The sequence below is a fragment of the Microbacterium rhizosphaerae genome, assembly GCF_034120055.1.
GTDB classification, from domain to species: domain Bacteria; phylum Actinomycetota; class Actinomycetes; order Actinomycetales; family Microbacteriaceae; genus Microbacterium; species Microbacterium rhizosphaerae.
In genome coordinates this window covers 1,216,370-1,234,244 of the sequence record NZ_CP139368.1, presented here as the reverse complement: position 1 = coordinate 1,234,244, position 17,875 = coordinate 1,216,370, and the positions used below count along the sequence as shown (strand labels likewise).

The window sequence follows — 17,875 nt, the reverse complement described above, 5'->3', positions numbered from 1 at the left end:
GATCAGGCCGTAGGCCCGTGGGCCCCGCGACCTCTTCGCGGCGCGCGACGCCGCTCCAGCCGACTTCGTGTGCACCAAGGCCTCCCCTAGCCCAGTACCACCAGCGTCATCCGCGCCCTGCACGCGGATACAGATGGCAGGTTTACGCCCCTGAAGAACACCCGTCAAGACCCCTGATACATAAATTCCCGAACCGTTCGCGTCGCGCTCGGCCGCGGAATTCCGAAGGTCACGCGCGACATGCCGATTGCGGAATGCGCACGTCCCGGCGTCAGTGCGGCCCCGTCCGCCGGATTTCCGGGCGGGCGGGGACGCCGCCCTGAAGGCAATCGCAGAGGGCGCACATGGTGCGCGCATAGCCGAGGCCGAGAAATGCCATGTCGGTGCGGGCCGGCACCCCTCGATCCGGCGCGCGGGTCAGCCCGCGACGAAGGCGGCGTACCGCTCCAACGCGGCGGCGATCTCCGCATCCGTCGCCGCGCCCGGAGCGAGCAGCTGAGGCACGGGGTCGTCGCGGTGGCGGCCCACGGCGAGCGAGTGCGTCCACACCCCGACGATCTCGCCGCGCGCCACGAGGATCGGCCGCACCATCCCGTTCGACCCCGGTCCGACGGGCGCGAGGAACTCCGGTGCGCACGGCACCGTGCGGTCGGCGTACGAGATGAAGTACTCCTCGAACGGCGGCAGCGCGAAGACCTCGGTCTGCCCCGATCGCCGCGGGCGCGGCGTCGACACCCAGCCGACCGCGCCGCCGGGCACCTCGACCGTGTCGAGACCGGATGCGGCCGCCGCCTGTCGGGCGACGGTGACCGGCAGCCCCGACCACCACGCGAAGTCCTCGGCGCCGGCCGGACCGTGGCCGTCGATGTAGCGGCGGAACAGCTCGGCGAGCGGATCGGCGGGGAGAGCGGCATCCCTCACCCAGTCCTCGACGAGGACGAACCGCTGCTCGCGCGCGATGCCCGTGGCGCGCTCGATCACCGGTCCCTGGCAGATGAGCCCTCGCACCGCGAGCGCGTAGAGGATGTGGATGCCCCGCTGCCCGGTCGGATCGATGCCCGCCTGCCGCTCGAGCTCGGCGAACAGCTCCGGCCGGCTCGCCTGCCCGCCTCCGGCCAGGACGGAGAGCACGACACCCTCGGCGCGCAGCATCGTCTCGGCGTCGAGACCGAGGGCGCGATGTCGGGATGCCGCCTGCCTCAGCTGCCGCTCCCCCGTCACCTGCAGCACCCACGCGAGATCCCGCGCGGGGATGGTGTGCAGCGTGCCGCGCATGGTCCACGTGCGCACGATCGCGCCGGAATCGAACGCGGCGTCGATGTCGCGCATCGTCGGATCGCCCTGGGTGCGGATGGCGAGCGCCCAGCGGCCGCCCCAGAACTCCTGGCTCTGCACGGCGAGCATGTGCGCGGCCGCATCCACGATCGTCGCCGCCGGGGCGGTCAGCCGCTGCGAGCGCAGGCGCTCCGCTCGGAGGGTCGCGAGGTCCACCCGCCCATGATGGCAGGAGGTCACGACATCGGCGGGCGCCTCACAGACCCAGGAATTCGCACGCCGCCGCGCGGAACTGCGGGGTGTGGAGGGCCGTCAGGTGGTCACCGGGCACGCGGAGGATGCGCGCATCCGGGAGCACCGCGGCGAGCCCCTCGAGCCCGCGCACGACCGGGTCGTCCACCCCGGCGAGCAGCAGCACGGGGATCTGCGGCGGGTCGGCGCGCGGGTCGAACGGGTCGGCGGCGATGCCCTGCACGAGGTCGAGGACCGCCTCCGGGTCCAGGCCGGGAAGCCGCACCATCCGTGCGACGGCCTGCGTGAGGGGGTCCGTGGGCTCCGGCCCGCCCGCGATCGCCGTGCGCGCCGCCTCCAGATCCACCCGCCGCAGCAGGTCGACGGGCTCGAGCCCGCCGAGCACCGCCCGACGAACGGCTCCGCGCGCGGCGAGCGACCATGCGAGCCGGGCCCCGAGCGAGTAGCCGACGACGTCCACGCCGCCGCCCGCGTCGTCCACGACCTCGGAGAGGAGATCGACGATGTCCGCCGCCGACAGCGGGGCCGGCGGCCGGTCCGACCTGCCGTGCGCGGGGAGGTCGACGACGAGGACGTCGCGGCCCGCCGCCGAGACAGGTCGCGCCCACTCGGCGTCCGGCCAGTCGACGCGCCCACGCGAGGCGAGCCCGTGCACGAGCAGCACCGGCGGCCCGGATGCGGGCGCCGCCGCGGCGACGCGACGGACGTACAGCGCCGTCATGATGCCCGCCAGGGCGCGATGAGATGGTCGAGCAGTGCGCGCTGACGCTCGGGCCGCGCCGTCGGGGAGCCCTGGACCTCGCGCAGCTGCAGCGCCTCGTAGACGGCGAGCAGCGCATCGGTCAGCACCGGCACCGGTGTCGACGGCACCAGCTCGCGGTCGTCGATCGCCTCGCGCAGGTGGGTCGACACCTGCCTCCCCCAGTCGGCCTCGACCGTCCGCGCCTGCTCGCGGAACTCTCCGTGTGCGGGCAGCAGCCCCCAGAAGCTCACGACGACGACGGCCTCGTCGCGGGTGGCGGGATCGTGGGGAAGGATGTCGAACGCCATCGCGTCGAGCGCGGCGAGGCCGCGTCGACCCACGCCGGCGGCCGCGATGCGCTCGTTGGTCTGGGTGTACACGCGCTGGAACGCGGCCCGCACGACATCTCCGTACCCGTCGAAGTAGTGCCACAGCGCGCCGGTCGAGATCCCCGCCTCGGCCGCGAGGGCGCGGCTCGTGGCGGCCGCGACGCCCGAGCGCGACACGATCCGCAGGTATGCGTCGACGATCAGCGCACGGCGCTCGTCGCGGTCGACCAGTCTCGGCATCCTCCGATCATCCCCTCTCGCACGGGATCACTGGACATCCGGCGCTGTCCCACCCTATTATTGAGCGATCGCTCAAACAAGTGGCCTGTCCACCGAGGAGTCTGCAATGTCGCACGAGCACCATCCCGCCGCCACCGCCGCCGCCGCCACCGCCACCGTGCAGGCCGAGATGTCGGGGGCCCCGCATCCGCACGACCCGCTGACCGGCGCCGAGATCGACGCCGCCCGCGCGATCCTCGTGTCCGCAGGGCTGCTCACCGAGACGACGCGCGTGCCGATGCTCCTGCCCGACGAGCCGACCAAGCAGGAGCTGGCGGCGTGGGTCCCCGGCGCGCCGATCGACCGCCGTGTCGACGTGACGCTCATGGATGCCGCGACCGGCGAGGTCGTCGAGGCCGTCGTGTCGGTGACCCGCGGCGAGGTCGTGTCGCAGCGGTCGCACCGCGCCTCCGAGGCGCCCTACGGTCAGCCGCAGTACCTCTTCGAGGAGTACGAGCGCGCAGAGTCGATCGTCAAGGCCTCGCCGCAGTGGCAGGCGGCGATGCGCCGTCGCGGCCTCGACGACCGCAGGGAGCTCGCCTTCTGCAGCCCGCTCGCGCCGGGCTTCGTCGGCCGCGAGAACGAGGTCGGGCGCCGGATCATCCGCTCGCTGACGTTCCTGCGCGACTCCGAGGACGACATCCCGTGGGCCCACCCCGTGGAGGGGCTCATCGTGCACATCGACCTCGTGACGAACGAGGTGATCGGCATCGAGGACGAGGGCGACATCCCCGTTCCGGCCGGCAGCGGCAAGTACACGCCGGATGCGGTCGGTCCCGCGCGCACCTCCCTCAAGCCGATCGAGATCACACAGCCCGAGGGGCCCAGCTTCCGCGTGGACGGCTCACGGGTGGAGTGGGAGAAGTGGTCGCTGCGCGTGGGCTTCAACGCGCGCGAGGGCCTGGTGCTCAGCGACGTCTCGTTCGACGACCGCTCGGTGCTCGCCCGCGCCAGCGTGCCCGAGATGGTGGTGCCGTACGGCGACACGTCGCCGACGCGCTTCTGGATCAGCTACTTCGACGCCGGCGAGTACCTCCTCGGCAAGAACGCCAATCCGCTGCAGCTCGGCTGCGACTGCCTCGGCGTCATCCGCTACTTCGACGGCTACGTCGCCGACGACCGCGGCCACGCCGTCAAGATCCCGAACGTCGTGTGCATGCACGAGGAGGACTACGGCGTGCTGTGGAAGCACACCGAGATGGGGCCGGTCGGCGCGCAGGTGCGCCGTTCGCGACGCCTCGTCGTCTCGTACTTCGCGACGATCGGCAACTACGACTACGGCTTCTTCTGGTACTTCTACCTCGACGGGTCGATCCAGGTCGAGGCGAAGGCGACGGGAATCGTGTTCGTGGGCGCCGGCATCCCGGGCTCGGCGAACCGGCACGCCCCGGAGATCGCGCCCGGCGTCTTCGCGCCCGTGCACCAGCACCTCTTCTGCGCGCGCCTCGACGTCGCGATCGACGGCGAGGACAACCGCCTCGTCGAGATCGACGCGGCGCGCATCCCGATGGGACCGGGCAACGAGTTCGGCAACGCGTTCACGTGGACCGAGACCCCGCTGCGCTCGGAGCTCGAGGCGCAGCGCGAGGCGGATGCATCCGTCGCCCGCGTGTGGGAGGTGCAGTCCTCATCGCGGGTGAACCGCGTCGGGCGGCCGACCGCCTACCACCTGCTGCCCCAGCCCACCGCACTGCTCCTGGCCGACCCGCAGTCGTCGGTCGCGGCCCGCGCGGCGTTCGCGACCAAGCACGTGTGGGCGACGGCATACGACCGCGACGAGCGCTGGCCGGGCGGCCGCTACCCCAATGCCCACCAGGGCGGGGCGGGACTGCCCGCCTACGCGGCCGACGACCGCTCGCTCGACGGCACCGACTTCGTGCTGTGGCACACGTTCGGGCTGACGCACATCCCGCGCCCCGAGGACTGGCCCATCATGCCCGTCGACTACGCCGGGTTCTGGTTCAAGCCGTACGGCTTCCTCGACGTGAACCCCGCGATGGACGTGCCGGAGGCCATCCAGGCCCACCGGGCCGACGGCGAGTCGGGATGCTGCGGCGGCGAGGCGTGCTCCTGCTGAGGAGGTCCGGGTGAGTCAGCGCAGGGCGATGTGGATCGTGAGGCCGGCGGCGGCGACGCCGAGGGCCACGACCGACAGCGCCATGAGCAGCGGCAGTCTCCCGCTCGAGACGAGCTCGGCGGCCTCGCTCAGCCGGCGGTGCGCCCGCCGGTATCGCACCGTGCACAGCACCCACGCGACGAGCGCGAGGACGAGCCCTGCGACGCCGATCATCATCGCCCACGGCCCCAGCAGCACGGCGAGATACCTGATCGCGGCCGCATTTCCCACCGCGAGCGCGAGGCAGGTGCGGCGCCAGGCGAGCAGGGTCCGCTCGAGCTGGAGTCCCGGGTCGAACGGGCGGCTGTGGGGCGAATCGGTCATCGCGCCGTCACAGGAACATCCCGATCACCACGACGATGACCGCCAGGACGAGCCCCGCGACGAGGATCGTGCCGATCGCAAGCCCGGGCAGCGCTCGCGCGAGCCGCAGGGCCCGCTCGGTGCGGCTCCAGCTCAGCCACGCGTAGCAGGCGGAGATCAGGCCGAGCAGGATGAACAGGATCGCCGCGATGAAGCGCGGGACCGCGTGGATGGGCACCGCCAGCGCCTCGATCGCGACTCCGACGGCGACGAGCGCCAGCGACGTGCGGATCCAGGCGAGGAACGTCCGCTCGTTCGCGAGGCTGAACCGCGGGTCCGGCTCCTCGCCGACGCCGTAGACGGACTTCGGAAACCGCGAGTCGGACATGCCGTCAGCCTATCGCCACGCTTCGGCGGATCGTATATAATCAAGCCCACTCCCGAGGAACGAGGTGGTTCCATGTCCACGACTCTCGTCGATGACGCGCTCACCACGATGATCGCCCACAACATCAGCGACTTCCGGACCGCCGTCAACGATTCGTTCGTGCCGCTGCAGGTGTCGAGCGATCATCCCGACCGATTCCGCGGGATGATCCGCGGCGCCGGCGTCGACGAGGTGCACGTGTCGGACGTGCGTGCGACCGACCACGTCGTCGAGCGCACTCCCGAGCTCATCGCCCGGGGCGATCGTCCGCACTTCAAGGTCAGCCTGATGATCGCCGGCTCGGGCCTGCTCATCCAGGACGGCCGCGAGGCGGTCCTCACCCCCGGAGATCTCGCCGTCTACGACACGAGCCGCCCATACACCCTGGCCTTCGGCGACGACTTCCGCACGATGGTCGTGATGTTCCCGCGGCACCTCGTCGCACTGCCGCCCGACATGGTCGGCCAGCTCACCGCGGTGCGCATCTCGGGGTCGGAGGGGCTCGGCTCCGTCGTGACGCCGTACCTCACGCAGCTCGCCCTCAACCTCGACCAGTTCGCGGGCACCACCGGTGCCCGGCTCGCGCACACCGCGCTCGACCTCGTGACGACGCTGTTCGCCCGGGAGCTCGGGCTCGACGGCGAGACCGCCGACCCCCACCGCGCGCTCATGCAGCAGATCCGCGGCCACATCGACCGCAACCTCGCCTCGGGCGATCTGGGACCGGCATCCATCGCCGCCGCCCACTACATCTCCACCCGGCACCTGCACGGCCTCTTCCAGGAGCAGGCGACGACCGTCTCGACGTGGATCCGCACGCGCCGCCTCGAGCAGTGCCGTCGCGACCTCATCGACCCGGTGCTCGCGAACCGGCCCGTCGCCGCGATCGCCGCCCGGTGGGGATTCGTGGATGCCGCGCACTTCAGCCGAGCGTTCAAATCGGCGTTCGGGGTCTCGCCGAGCGAGTTCCGCGCGACGCACTGACGGGGCCGCTGCGCCCGGACTGACAGGATGGACGGCATGCCCCGCATCCTCACGGCCCGCGCCGTCCTTCTCGACATGGACGGCACGCTCGTCGACTCCACCGCCGTCGTCGAACGGCTCTGGCTGGAGTGGGCCGCGTCGCACGGTGTCGACGACGGCGCGGTGCTCGACGTCGTCCACGGCCGGCAGGGCCACGAGAGCATGGCGATCCTGCTGCCCGATCGGGATCCGTCGATCAACGCGGCCGAGAACGCCGAGCTGCTGAAGCTCGAGGCCGAGCAGACCGACGGCGTCGTCGCGATCCCGGGTGCCGCGGAGCTCCTGGACGCCCTCGGCGACACCCCGCACGCGCTCGTCACGTCGGCCGACGTTCCCCTCGCCACCGCCCGTATGGGTGCGGCGGGATTCGACATGCCGATCGTCCGCGTCACCGCCGAGGACGTCTCGCGCAGCAAACCCGACCCCGAGGGCTTCCTGCGCGCAGCCGAGCTGCTCGGCGTGGATCCGGCCGACTGCATCGTGTTCGAGGACTCCGAGACGGGCATCGCCGCGGCTCTGGCCGCCGGAATGACGGTGATCGGCGTCGGCGAGCGGGCCGAGGGGCAGGGCGCCGCGCACGTGGTGGCCGACCTGACCTCCGTGCGCGTGCGTCCGCTGCGCAACGGCGTCGAGCTCGACCTCGACTGATCCGGCACCTCTCGGGCGGCTACATTCCGGCGTGGTCGAAGGCCAGTGTCGGCACGTCGACGATGTGCGCGCCGCCGTCCACGACGAGCACCGCTCCGGTCATGTACGACGACTCGCCCGATCCGAGGAACCGCACGACGGCCGCGATCTCCCGCGGCTGCGCGGCGCGTGCGAGCGGAACGTCGGCGGTGACGGCTCCGTACGCCTCGGCTCTGGTCCGCAGCCCCGCGTGCGCCGCGAACTCGTCCATCTCGGCGTCGGCCATCGGCGTCTGCACCCACCCCGGGCACACGGCGTTGACGCGGACGCCGTGCCGGCCGTAATCGCGCGCCAGCGTCTTGGTGAGTCCGATGAGGGCGTGCTTGCCGACGGTGTACCCGGCGACCGACGGCCCGGCGAACAGACCCGCGAGCGACGAGATGACGACGATCTGCCCCGTGGACTCGATGAGCGCCGGCAGCGCCTCGCGCGACATCACGAAGGCCGTGCCGAGGTTGGCCTCGAGGGATGCCGCCCAGGACGCGTCATCCGTCTCCCCCACCGCCGAGAATCCGTGTCCGCCGGCGTTGTTCACGAGCACGTCGATGCGTCCGAAGCGGTCCAGCGTCGCCTGGACGGCGGCGCGGGCCGACGCCGCATCCGCCGCATCCGCGACGACGACCGCGGCGCCGGTGCGCGCGGCGACCGCGTCGAGCGGCTCGCGCCGGCGGCCCACGACGACGACGTGCGCGCCCTCGGCCGCGTAGCGCTCGGCGACGGCGGCGCCGATGCCCGTCCCGCCTCCCGTGATCACGACGACCGCGCCGTCGACCTGTGCTCCTGTGTATCCCATGGGTGTCCTTTCGGGTCTGATCGAGACAGCTCTGTCAGGCGGGGAAGAGCCGGCATCCGCGAACCCGTCGAGTCCGAGGTCGCCCCGACTCATCGGCGTGTCCACGATCGACGGGCACACGGCGTTGACGCGGATGCCGTCCGCCGCGAATTCCACGGACGCCGCGCGCGCGGGCGACGGCACGGCCGATGCCGCCGGCTGCGCCCGTGACGGGGCGGTGCGGCCGCGCAGTCCGAGCTCCATCGCATCTCCCACCCGGCACTCCACTGGGACGAAGGGAACGCCGTCGCACCGATCATCCATCGTCTGCGACACCGGGCGGGGTTCTGTGCACGCACGCAACAGCCGTGATCGCTCAGCGACAAGCCGCCCCGAGAGCTCCGGCGCACAATCGAAGGGAGCGGAGCACCCGACGCGCCGCCACCCCTGGCAAAGGAGCCGACGTGACCGAACCCTCCACCGGAACGAGCCTGCGCACGAACACGCTCGGCGTCGCCGGCATCGTCTTCCTCGTCCTCGCCGCGGTCGCCCCGCTGACCGGCATGGTCGTGGTCGCCTCGCTCGCGATCGCGCTCGGCAACGGCGGAGGCGCCCCCGCATCCTTCTTCATCGTCGCGGTCATCCTGCTGCTGTTCGCCGTCGGCTACGCGCAGATGTCGAAGCAGCTCGCCAACGCCGGCGGGTTCTACGCGTTCGTCGTGAAAGGCCTCGGCCGCACCGGCGGACTGATCGCGGGACTGATCGCCACCCTCGGCTACAACTTCTTCGTCGTCGGCACGATCGGCACGAGCGGCTTCTTCATGCAGACGATCATCGCCCAGCTCACCGGCCTCGACGTGAACTGGTACGTGTGGGGCCTGCTCTCGATCGCCGTCTGCTTCGTCATGGCCCGCCGGGGCGTCGACTTCAGCTCGAAGATCCTCGGCGTCTCGCTCGTGCTCGAGACCCTGATGCTCGTCGTCTTCGACATCTCGGTGCTCGTGCAGACCGGCTTCAGCTGGGCGGCCTTCAGCCCGGCGGCCGTGTTCTCCGGCTCGCTGCCCATCGGCCTGCTCCTCGCGGCGACCGGCTTCCTCGGCTTCGAGGCGACCGCGCTGTTCAGCGAGGAGGCCAAGCGCCCGCTGAAGACCATCCCGCGCGCGACCTACACCGCCATCGTCGCGATCGGGATCATCCTCGGCGTCTCGACCTGGGCCGTGGTCAGCGCCACCGGAGTCGCGCAGGCGCAGTCGACGGCCCTGAAGCACCTCGACAGCGGCGACCTGCTGTTCTCCCTCATCCAGCAGTACCTCGGCACGCCGATGACGATCATCGCCGAGATCCTGCTGCTCGTGAGCCTGTTCGCCGCCATGCTCGCCTTCCACAACTCGGCGACGCGATACCTGTACTCGATGGGCCGGGCGCGGATCCTGCCGCAGTGGCTCGCCCGCACGCGCTCGAACGGCTCCCCCGCCTACGCCGGGCTCGTGCAGGCAGCCTTCGGCGCGATCGTCGCCGGCCTGTTCGCGGTCGCCGGCCTGAGCCCGATCGCCACGCTCGTGCCGGCGATGCTCGGGTTCGGCACGCTGGCCGTGCTCGTGCTGCAGGCTCTCGCGGCGATCTCGATCGTGGTGTGGTTCCGCCGCCAGCGCGACCCGCGCTGGTGGAGCACGTTCATCGCGCCGGGGCTCGGCTTCCTCGGCCTCACGACGATCGTCGTGCTCGCCGTCGTGCACTTCGACATCGTCGCCGGCTCGTCCAACCCGCTCATCCTCAGCCTGCCGCTGCTGCTCGTGCTCGCCGTCATCGGCGGCATCGTCTACGGAGCCGTGCTCAAGCGGAAGAAGCCCGAGGTCTACGACGCGCTCGCCACCGACCTCGAGAAGTTCAATGTCCACGCAGCCGAGCAGGGCAAGGACCCCGTCCCCGGCTTCTGACCGCACGCCGTTCGAAAGGAACCCGCACATGACCGATGTGAATCTCTCCGACACCTCCACGTGGCTGCCCCTGGACGGCCTGGCCCCCGGATTCGATGCGAGCAAGGCGCCGCTGTCGACCGACCTCGACGGCCGCACCCTCACCCTCGTCGACGAGCGCGGCACCCGCATCGCGCACACGTTCGGCCCCGGCGGCGTCTCGTGGGACTACCGTCCCGGCGCGGGCGACCCGATCGAGGCCGCACAGCAGACCGATCCATGCGAGGTCATCAAGGTCGATGACGACCTGTACTACGCGCAGTTCCACCACAACGACGACTACCGTCCGGATGAGTCGGTCTCCCTGTTCCTCGACCTCCGCAGCGGCTACGCGCTCGCGGTGATCGCGACTCTCGGCGAGCGCACGGTGGAGCAGGTGGCAGTGCAGCACGCGTTCACCGTGGCCCGCATCGAGGAGGTCTCCGGCGGCGTCGGCGAGGCGCCGGCCCCGACCCTGGAGCTCATCGGCCGTCGGGTGCTGTGGGTCTATTCCAGCGAGCACGCGTACGAGCACGTCTACCTGTCGCCGCACTGGTACACGTGGCAGTGCCTCGCCGGCCCCGAGCAGGGTCTCGCCGACACCGACGAGAACACCGTGTACCGGATGCGCCCCGGCATCTACGTGTTCACGTGGCGGGAGGGCGTCATCCCGTGCGGCTCGATCACCATCGCCGACCACCGCGACCAGAAGGCGATCCGCTCGCACGGCGTGCTGTTCGGCGAGGCGGAGGACCCCTCGGCTCGCCCCACGCACTTCACGTTCGGCGCGCACGGCCGCCTCATCTCGATGACCGCGCACCCGGCCGAGTACGACCCGGCCCGCGAGCTCGTCCGCTGAGCACGCGATGAGCGCTGATCTGATCCTGACCGGCGCCGTGGTGCGCACCGCGAACCGCGCTCGGCCGGTGGCGGAGGCGATCGCCTTCGCAGGCGGCACGGTGCTCGCCGTCGGCACCGCCGACGATGTGCTGGCGCATCGCGGTGACGACACCGAGGTGCGCAACCTCGCGGGCGCGGCGGTGTACCCCGGTTTCGTGGACGTCCACAACCACCACGCCGTCGCCGGCGTCACCGACCTGTTCGAGCTGTCGTTCGGCGTTGCGCTGTCGCTCGACGAGATCCTCGAGCTCGTCCGCGAGCGCGCCGCCACCCTTCCCGAGGACGCGTGGATCACCGGCGGATCGTGGGCGAGCACGCTCATGGACGAGGTGAACACGACCGCGGCCCGGCTGCGGCTCGACGAGGCCGCCGGGGGCCGGCCGGTCATGCTCTCCGACGACAGTCACCACAACCGGTGGGTGAACACGCGGGCGCTGCGACTGGCCGGCATCACGAAGGAAGCGATTCCGGCAGAGGGCGTGACGCTCGTGGATGCCGCCGACGGGGAGCCGAGCGGCGTGCTGCTGGAGGCCGCCGGCATCCTCGTCGCCAAGGCGCACGCCGAGGCCGGCGGGCTGACCGCCGACCAGCATCGGCGCGCGTCCGCGCGGGGGATCGAGCTGCTCAACGGCTACGGGGTCACGACGTTCCAGGATGCGGCCGTGTCCCTCGACATCCTTCGCGCCCTCACGTCCCTCGATGACGCGGGCGAACTCAATGCGTGGGTGGTGTCGTCCCTCACCGTCAACGACGAGATCTTCGGCTACGAGCTCGTCGGGCACGAGCTGATCGCCCGTGGCGAGGAGTTCCGCTCGGAGCACCATCGTCCGGATTTCGTGAAGATCTTCCTCGACGGCGTGCCTCCTGCGCGCACGGCGCTGTTCCTCGACCCGTATCTGCCCGACGACGTGCACGGAGCGCACTTCCACGGCACGACGACGATGGATGCCGACGAGCTGTACGGCTGGCTGCACGCCGTCGCCGACCGGGGACTCGGGGCCAAGGTGCACGTGACGGGCGACGGGTCCGCGCGCGTCCTCATCGACGTCGTCGAGCGCCTGCGCAGCGAGGGCTACACCGACACGCGGTTCCAGATGGCGCACGGTCAGTTCCTCGCGGGGGACGACATCGAGCGGATGGTGCGGCTGGGCATCGCCGCCGATATATCGCCGTTCCTGTGGTTTCCCGGAGTCATCCCGGATGCCCTGGCGTCGGTCCTCGGTGATCGGGCGTATCGCTCGCAGCCGAACCGCACGATCCTGGACGCCGGCGGCCTTGTCGCCGGCGGATCGGACTGGCCGGTCAGCGAGTCCCCGAATCCGTTCGAAGGGATGCAGGGTCTCGTGACGCGCGCGGACCCGCTCGGTCGGGCCCCCGGCGTGCTGTGGCCCGAGCAGGCGATCACCGCGGGCGAGGCGCTCGAGGTGTTCACCATCAACGGCGCGCGGGCGATGGGCCTCGAGGACGTGACGGGGTCGCTGGAGCCGGGAAAGTCCGCGGACTTCGTGATCGTCGACCGCGATTTCGTCACCGGTCCTGCCGACGCGATCATCGACACCCGCGTGCTCGAGACGTGGTTCGCGGGCCGGCGGGTCTTCACCGCGGGGTAAGACAGCGGAGTTGGTATACCATCGGGCTCGTGCCGTCGAAGGATGCCGTCAACCCTGCCGCGAATTCCGCTCGGAGCGCCGCCGTCCCGGTCGCTCGTCCGCTCGTGCGCCCGTTCGGCGCGGTGCAGGAGAGCGTCGGATTCCGAGCCCTGCTGGTCTCGAACGTGTGCTTCTTCAGCGGTGTCTGGAGCCACAGCTTCATCCTCGGCTGGATGGTCTACGAGCAGACGCGCTCCGAGGTCGCCCTCGCCGTCTTCACCGCGCTGCGGATGGCACCGCTGCTGCTCGGCCCCCTGGCCGGGGTTCTCTCGGACCGCTTCGACCGGCGGCGCGTCCTGCTCATCGCCTGCACCTGGGTGCTGGTCGCGGCGGCGACGATGGCCGCACTGGCGTCGTGGGGGCGCTCCCCTTCCCTCGTGCTGCTCGCCGCGGGCCTGGCGATCGGGCTCGCACACTCCCCCTCTCAGCCCGCGCGCTCGGCCCTGACCGTCGAGCTCGTCTCGCGCGCACGACTGAGCAACGCGAACGCACTCAATGCGCTGGTGCTGAGCACGACCCTCCTGGTCGGCCCGGCGATCGGTGGCGCCCTCCTGACGGCGTTCGGCGCCTCCACCGCCCTGTGGCTCACGACGGGCTGGTATGCCATCTCCTTGATCGCGCTGCTCGGGGTGCCCGCGAATCGCGTCCGCAGCCTGGGGCACCACGACTCGGCATGGCGGATGCTGACGCATGGGGCCGCCGCACTCCTGCGCAACCGCATCGTCGCGGCCGTGCTCGCGATCACGATCCTCACGAACGCGCTCGTCTTCTCGATCTACCAGGGATTCATGCCCGTCTTCGCAGGTCAGGTGCTCGACCTCGATGCCGCCGGCCTCGGTGCGCTCCTCACGTGCTTCGGCCTCGGCGGCATGGCCGGTTCGCTGGTTGTCGCGGCGCTCGGGGACTTCCGCCGCAAGGGCGTCGTCTTCCTCGTCGGCACGGGAACGATGGCGGTCTGCTGGGCGCTGTTCGCCCTCTCGCAGTGGTTCTGGCTGTCGTGCGCTCTGCTGATGTGCGCGGGGCTCGCGTCATCCGTCTTCGGCGTCCTGCAGACGACCCTCATGCTGGCGGCGACGCCGCACCGCCTGCAGGGGCGCGCGATGGGCCTGCAGGAGCTCGCGATCGGCATCACGCCGCTGGCCGCGATCGGCGTGGGCCTTGTCGCACAGCTGCTCGGCATCGCGTGGACGACGTTCCTGACGGCATCCCTGCTGGCAGCCGCCCTCGTCGTCATCGGCGTCGCCGTCCCCGCGCTCAGGCGCTACAACGGCACCGCCGAGGACCACCTCGTTCCCTGAGACCGGACCGCGGCCGCTCAGCGTGCGAGGAGTGATTCGATGACCGGCATCGTCTCGAAGCGCGACCGTTCCACATGTGCGAAGGCGAGCGAGCCTGCCAGCTCTGTCTGCCCGTTGCCGATCGCGAGGCACAGGTCGCGGTGCTCCCGGTGCAGCTGCTCCTCGTCCCGGTCCGCCACGAGGTGGAACAGCCGGCGGATGCGACCTTCCACCGGGATCATGAGGTTCTGCAGCAGCTGGTTGCTCGAGAGCACGAGGATCTCGTCGTGGAACGAGGAGGTCAGCGCCGCGATGGCCGCGTGGCCCCCGCCGTGCGCGGTCGCCCCGCCGTGCACGGCGGCGCCCGCGGCGTCGAGGCTCGCGATGAGACGATCCGGTGACGCGCCACGCGCGCACTCCTCGGCCGCCAGGCGCGCGGCGAGCACCTCCAGCGACAGACGCACCGCGAACAGCTCCTCGACATCGCGCACCGTCATCTGGGCGACGACGGCCCCGCGGCGGTGGAGGGTCTTGATGAACCCCTCGGACTCCAGACGCGGAAACGCCTCGCGGATCGGGATGCGCGAGATCTGCAGCTCCTCGGCGAGCTCGCGTTCGCGGATGCGCGCACCCGGCTGCAGCGTGCCGTCGATGATGCGCTCCCGCACGAGCTCGTACACCCGCAGGTCCAGCGCCTCGCCGGACGGCGCCAGCGAGGCATCCCGCGCGGTCGACTCCTCGTTCTGCGACACCGTCGCCCTCCCATCTGACGTCCGCCGCCTGGCAAGAGGGGGTCGTACGACGTCCGCGGCCGGCGCGTGGTCGCGTCCGGGTGGAGTCATTGTAGGGCCGCGAAGCCGGGTCCGCGGTGTTCCTCCAGGGCGCGGCGTTATCAATCTGGAATACCAGCCGACGATTTTGTTTCGGCTATGGGTTCCAAATCCCCTCCTTCTATGTAATCGTGTATACCAAACGACGACGTTGGGAGTCTCAGTGACACTGATGCTGCGGAACGGTCGCAGCCGGGAGGGTGCGATGGTCGACATCGCGATCTCGGCCGGCCGGATCGACTCGATCACCCCCGCCGCGGGATGCCTCGGCGACGGCGACGAAGACCTGGGCGGGCGAGCCGTCCTGCCCCTGCTCGTCAACGGGCACGCACATCTGGACAAGACGTTCCTCGGGGGCCCCTGGCAGCCGCATGCGGCGGGATCGACGGTGCGCGAGCGGATCGAAGTCGAGAAGCGGCAGCGCCGCCTGCTCGACGAGACCGCGCTCGAGCGGGCGATGCTCCTCGCCCAGCGCATGGTCGAGTTCGGCACGGGCACCCTCCGCGCCCATGTCGACGTCGACGCAGAGATCGGCCTCAGCGGAGTGGAGCGGATGCTCGCTGTCCAGGAGGCGTTCCGGGGCCTGCTCGACGTGCAGATCGTGGCGTTCCCGCAGAGCGGGATCCGTGGACAGGCCGGCGTGGCCGACCTCCTCGAAGAGGCGCTCCGGCTCGGTGTCACGGGCGTCGGCGGGCTCGACCCGATCTCGCTGGACGGCGATCTCGACGGGCACCTGGACATCGTCTTCGACGTGGCCCGCCGCTACGGCGCCGATGTCGACATCCACCTCCACGGGGTCGGCGCGGCTGCCGAGGCGGAGTACCGGGCCGTCGCACATCGCGCCGGTCGGCTCGCGGGTCGTGTGACCATGAGCCACGCCTTCGGCCTCGGCACGCTCAGCGACGACGTACGACGGGCCATCCTCGACCTGCTGGCCGAGAACCAGGTGGCCGTCATGACCAACGGCCCGGCCGGCCCCATGCCACCCGTGCGCGAGCTCGTCGACCACGGCGTGCCGGTCTTCGTCGGCACCGACAACATCCGCGATGCGTGGTGGCCGTTCGGCACGGGCGACGTGCTCGAGACGGCGCGGAACGTCGCCTTCCAGTCGTCGTTCTATCGCGACGAGGACCTCCGCCTCGCTCTGGAGCTCGTCACCGATCGCGCCGCATCCGCCCTCGGCCTCACCCGCTACGGGCTCGCCCCGGGCGCTCCCGCCGATCTCCTGGTGGTGAACGCCGCCAATGCGGCCGAGGCCGTCGCTGCACCGCCGGTCGCCCGCGATGTGATGCGCGGCGGCACGTGGGTCGCCCGCACGCGGGTCCAGGTCGAGTCGAGCGTCACGGCCTCCGCGACGGGCGCCACGCCCGCTGTGCCTTCGGCATCCCTCTCCGAACCCCTGTCCCCTGTCCACTGATCCGTACGACGCCGCTCCGCGATCGGAGCGGCGTGAACCCGAAAGGAATCCGATGAACCGCATGCACCTGCGAGCGACGATGCTCGTGACCGTCTCGGGAGTCGCCGCCCTCGCGCTCGCCGGCTGCGGCCTGCAGACCGGCCAGAAGCAGACGGCCGACTCGACCTCCGCATCCACTCGCATCGTCGTCGGCAGCTCGAACGTCGCAGAGACGCTCGACCCGCAGCAGGCGTCGGACGCGCACAACGACTTCAACGTCGCCGGTGTGTACGACCGCCTCGTCGACTACGACTCGGACGGCAAGATGATCCCGAAGCTGGCGACGGAGTGGAGGTTCAACTCCGACGCGACCCAGCTGACGCTGACGCTGCGCGACGGTGTCACGTTCCACTCCGGCAACGCGTTCACGGCGGACGACGTCGTCTACACGCTCGACCGCGTCAAGAAGATCGGCTCCGGCGTCGCCTCGTTCCTCTCCGACTACGTGTCCGCAACAGCGCCGGATGCGAAGCACGTCGTGATCACGCTGTCCAAGCCCGATCTGGACTTCATCGGCGCCCTGAGCCCGATCTACATCCTCGATGCGAGGACCGTGAAGGCGAACGAGGGCAGCGACGACGCTCAGGGGTGGCTCGGCTCGCATGAGGCGGGCTCCGGACCCTTCGAGATCAAGACCTACAAGGCGAACCAGGAGCTCGACCTCGCGCGCTACAAGAAGTACTGGGACTACACCGATCAGCGACCCGCGGCGCTCATCCTCCGCATGATCAGCGACCACACCGCGGCTCGCGACGAGCTGCTCGCTGGGAACATCGACATCACGATGGGCCTGAACGCGGTCGACATCGAGGGCATCTCGAAGAACTCCGCGTACGAGATCGTGAACATCCCGGCGTCGCGCGAGACCTACGCGTGGCTGAACACGCAGGGCAAGATCACCGGTGACGAGAAGGTGCGCGAGGCGATCCAGCTGGCCTACGACTACTCCGGCCACCTCTCCAGCGCTCTCGGCAACCAGGGATCGATCGCGACGAAGATCCTCCCCGAGGGCATCTCGTGCCGGGTCGACGCCGGCAAGCCCACGCAAGACCTCGCCAAAGCCAAGCAGCTCATCGACCAGGCCGGCGTGAGCGGCGCCACCGTCACGGTGGCCTACCAGCCGACGGTTCCCGAGTTCAACGCGGCCGGCACGATCCTGCAGGACTCGCTGAAGAAGATCGGCCTGAACGCGAACCTCGTCGCGGTCACCTTCCCGCAGTACTCGCAGATGGTGTCGAGCCAGGCGACGATGCCCGACATCGCCCTCGCGTGGGACTTCGCGGCCTTCCCGGCTGCCGGCCCCATGCTGCAGCGCGAATGGGACTCGTCCGCCGCGGGCAAGACGAACTTCACGTGGTACTCGAACCCGAAGGTCGACCGGCTGCTCGCCGACGCGCAGACCGCCACCAGCGCCGACAAGGCCTGCCAGGACTACACGGCCGTGCAGAAGCAGGTCATCGCGGACCATGCGCTGCTCTACATCGCGAACCCCTCGGTGGCGATGGTGTCCGACAAGAAGGTGCAGACGATCCCGTTCTCGCCGACGCAGCAGGACTTCAACGTCGGCACCCTGCGGATGTCCCGCTGACGGACCGATCACGGA

The 17,875-nt window shown here is 70.8% G+C and carries 16 protein-coding genes; 9 read left to right on the top strand and 7 right to left on the bottom strand.

Annotated features, from left to right (window positions below; genetic code table 11):
- Window positions 1–417: 417 nt before the first annotated feature.
- Genes SM116_RS05440 through SM116_RS05430 form a run of 3 tightly spaced genes read right to left on the bottom strand, consistent with a single transcriptional unit; the run spans window position 418 to window position 2,838 of the window.
- Window positions 418–1,491: a winged helix DNA-binding domain-containing protein gene (locus tag SM116_RS05440; RefSeq protein ID WP_320943441.1), complete on the bottom strand. Its 1,074-nt coding sequence runs from the start codon at window positions 1,489–1,491 to the stop codon at window positions 418–420.
- 40 nt (window positions 1,492–1,531) lie between these two features.
- Entirely contained in the window at window positions 1,532–2,248 is a 717-nt protein-coding gene (locus SM116_RS05435; RefSeq protein WP_320943440.1) for an alpha/beta fold hydrolase, read from the bottom strand.
- The gene (locus SM116_RS05430) at window positions 2,245–2,838 is read right to left on the bottom strand and encodes a TetR family transcriptional regulator C-terminal domain-containing protein (protein WP_320943439.1); all 594 of its coding nucleotides are present in this window, start codon (window positions 2,836–2,838) and stop codon (window positions 2,245–2,247) included. The genes SM116_RS05435 and SM116_RS05430 overlap by 4 nt, the downstream gene beginning before the upstream one ends.
- 106 nt (window positions 2,839–2,944) lie before the next feature.
- On the opposite strand from SM116_RS05430, the gene SM116_RS05425 reads away from it, so the two are divergent.
- Window positions 2,945–4,954, top strand: a complete 2,010-nt coding sequence (locus tag SM116_RS05425) for a primary-amine oxidase (RefSeq protein ID WP_320943438.1) — start codon at window positions 2,945–2,947, stop codon at window positions 4,952–4,954.
- Between the two features lie 15 nt (window positions 4,955–4,969).
- On the opposite strand, the gene SM116_RS05420 is transcribed toward SM116_RS05425, so the two are convergent.
- Both SM116_RS05420 and SM116_RS05415 read right to left on the bottom strand, forming a co-directional pair.
- On the bottom strand, window positions 4,970–5,317 hold the full coding sequence (locus tag SM116_RS05420; protein ID WP_320943437.1) for a DUF202 domain-containing protein: 348 nt from the start codon (window positions 5,315–5,317) through the stop codon (window positions 4,970–4,972).
- Window positions 5,318–5,324: 7 nt separating this feature from the next.
- Window positions 5,325–5,684, bottom strand: a complete 360-nt coding sequence (locus SM116_RS05415; protein ID WP_320943436.1) for a YidH family protein — start codon at window positions 5,682–5,684, stop codon at window positions 5,325–5,327.
- Between the two features lie 72 nt (window positions 5,685–5,756).
- Between SM116_RS05415 and SM116_RS05410 the strand changes: the two genes are divergently transcribed.
- Together SM116_RS05410 and SM116_RS05405 are read left to right on the top strand one after the other, a co-directional pair.
- Window positions 5,757–6,707: an AraC-like ligand-binding domain-containing protein gene (locus SM116_RS05410; protein WP_320943435.1), complete on the top strand. Its 951-nt coding sequence runs from the start codon at window positions 5,757–5,759 to the stop codon at window positions 6,705–6,707.
- Window positions 6,708–6,743: 36 nt separating this feature from the next.
- Window positions 6,744–7,394: an HAD-IA family hydrolase gene (locus tag SM116_RS05405; protein WP_320943434.1), complete on the top strand. Its 651-nt coding sequence runs from the start codon at window positions 6,744–6,746 to the stop codon at window positions 7,392–7,394.
- Window positions 7,395–7,413: 19 nt separating this feature from the next.
- On the opposite strand, the gene SM116_RS05400 is transcribed toward SM116_RS05405, so the two are convergent.
- Window positions 7,414–8,481, bottom strand: a complete 1,068-nt coding sequence (locus SM116_RS05400) for an SDR family NAD(P)-dependent oxidoreductase (RefSeq protein ID WP_320943433.1) — start codon at window positions 8,479–8,481, stop codon at window positions 7,414–7,416.
- A 188-nt stretch (window positions 8,482–8,669) separates the two neighbouring features.
- On the opposite strand from SM116_RS05400, the gene SM116_RS05395 reads away from it, so the two are divergent.
- Genes SM116_RS05395 through SM116_RS05380 form a run of 4 tightly spaced genes read left to right on the top strand, consistent with a single transcriptional unit; the run spans window position 8,670 to window position 14,007 of the window.
- On the top strand, window positions 8,670–10,142 hold the full coding sequence (locus SM116_RS05395; RefSeq protein ID WP_320943432.1) for an APC family permease: 1,473 nt from the start codon (window positions 8,670–8,672) through the stop codon (window positions 10,140–10,142).
- 28 nt (window positions 10,143–10,170) lie between these two features.
- Window positions 10,171–11,019, top strand: coding sequence for a molybdenum cofactor biosynthesis F family protein (locus tag SM116_RS05390; protein WP_320943431.1), 849 nt, complete (start codon window positions 10,171–10,173; stop codon window positions 11,017–11,019).
- A gap of 7 nt (window positions 11,020–11,026) precedes the next feature.
- Window positions 11,027–12,670, top strand: a complete 1,644-nt coding sequence (locus tag SM116_RS05385; RefSeq protein ID WP_320943430.1) for an amidohydrolase — start codon at window positions 11,027–11,029, stop codon at window positions 12,668–12,670.
- A gap of 29 nt (window positions 12,671–12,699) precedes the next feature.
- Entirely contained in the window at window positions 12,700–14,007 is a 1,308-nt protein-coding gene (locus tag SM116_RS05380) for an MFS transporter (RefSeq protein ID WP_320943429.1), read from the top strand.
- 17 nt (window positions 14,008–14,024) lie between these two features.
- Here SM116_RS05380 and SM116_RS05375 read toward each other — a convergent pair whose 3' ends face one another.
- Window positions 14,025–14,738: a GntR family transcriptional regulator gene (locus SM116_RS05375; RefSeq protein ID WP_320943428.1), complete on the bottom strand. Its 714-nt coding sequence runs from the start codon at window positions 14,736–14,738 to the stop codon at window positions 14,025–14,027.
- Between SM116_RS05375 and SM116_RS05370 the strand changes: the two genes are divergently transcribed.
- Window positions 14,638–16,233 carry an amidohydrolase gene (locus SM116_RS05370; protein WP_320943427.1) on the top strand — a complete coding sequence of 532 codons (1,596 nt, stop codon included), beginning with the start codon at window positions 14,638–14,640 and terminating at the stop codon, window positions 16,231–16,233. The two genes, SM116_RS05375 and SM116_RS05370, sit on opposite strands and share 101 nt — an antisense overlap.
- 52 nt (window positions 16,234–16,285) lie before the next feature.
- Window positions 16,286–17,860 (top strand): ABC transporter substrate-binding protein, encoded by a 1,575-nt coding sequence (locus SM116_RS05365; protein WP_320943426.1) that lies wholly within the window; start codon window positions 16,286–16,288, stop codon window positions 17,858–17,860.
- Window positions 17,861–17,875: the final 15 nt, after the last annotated feature.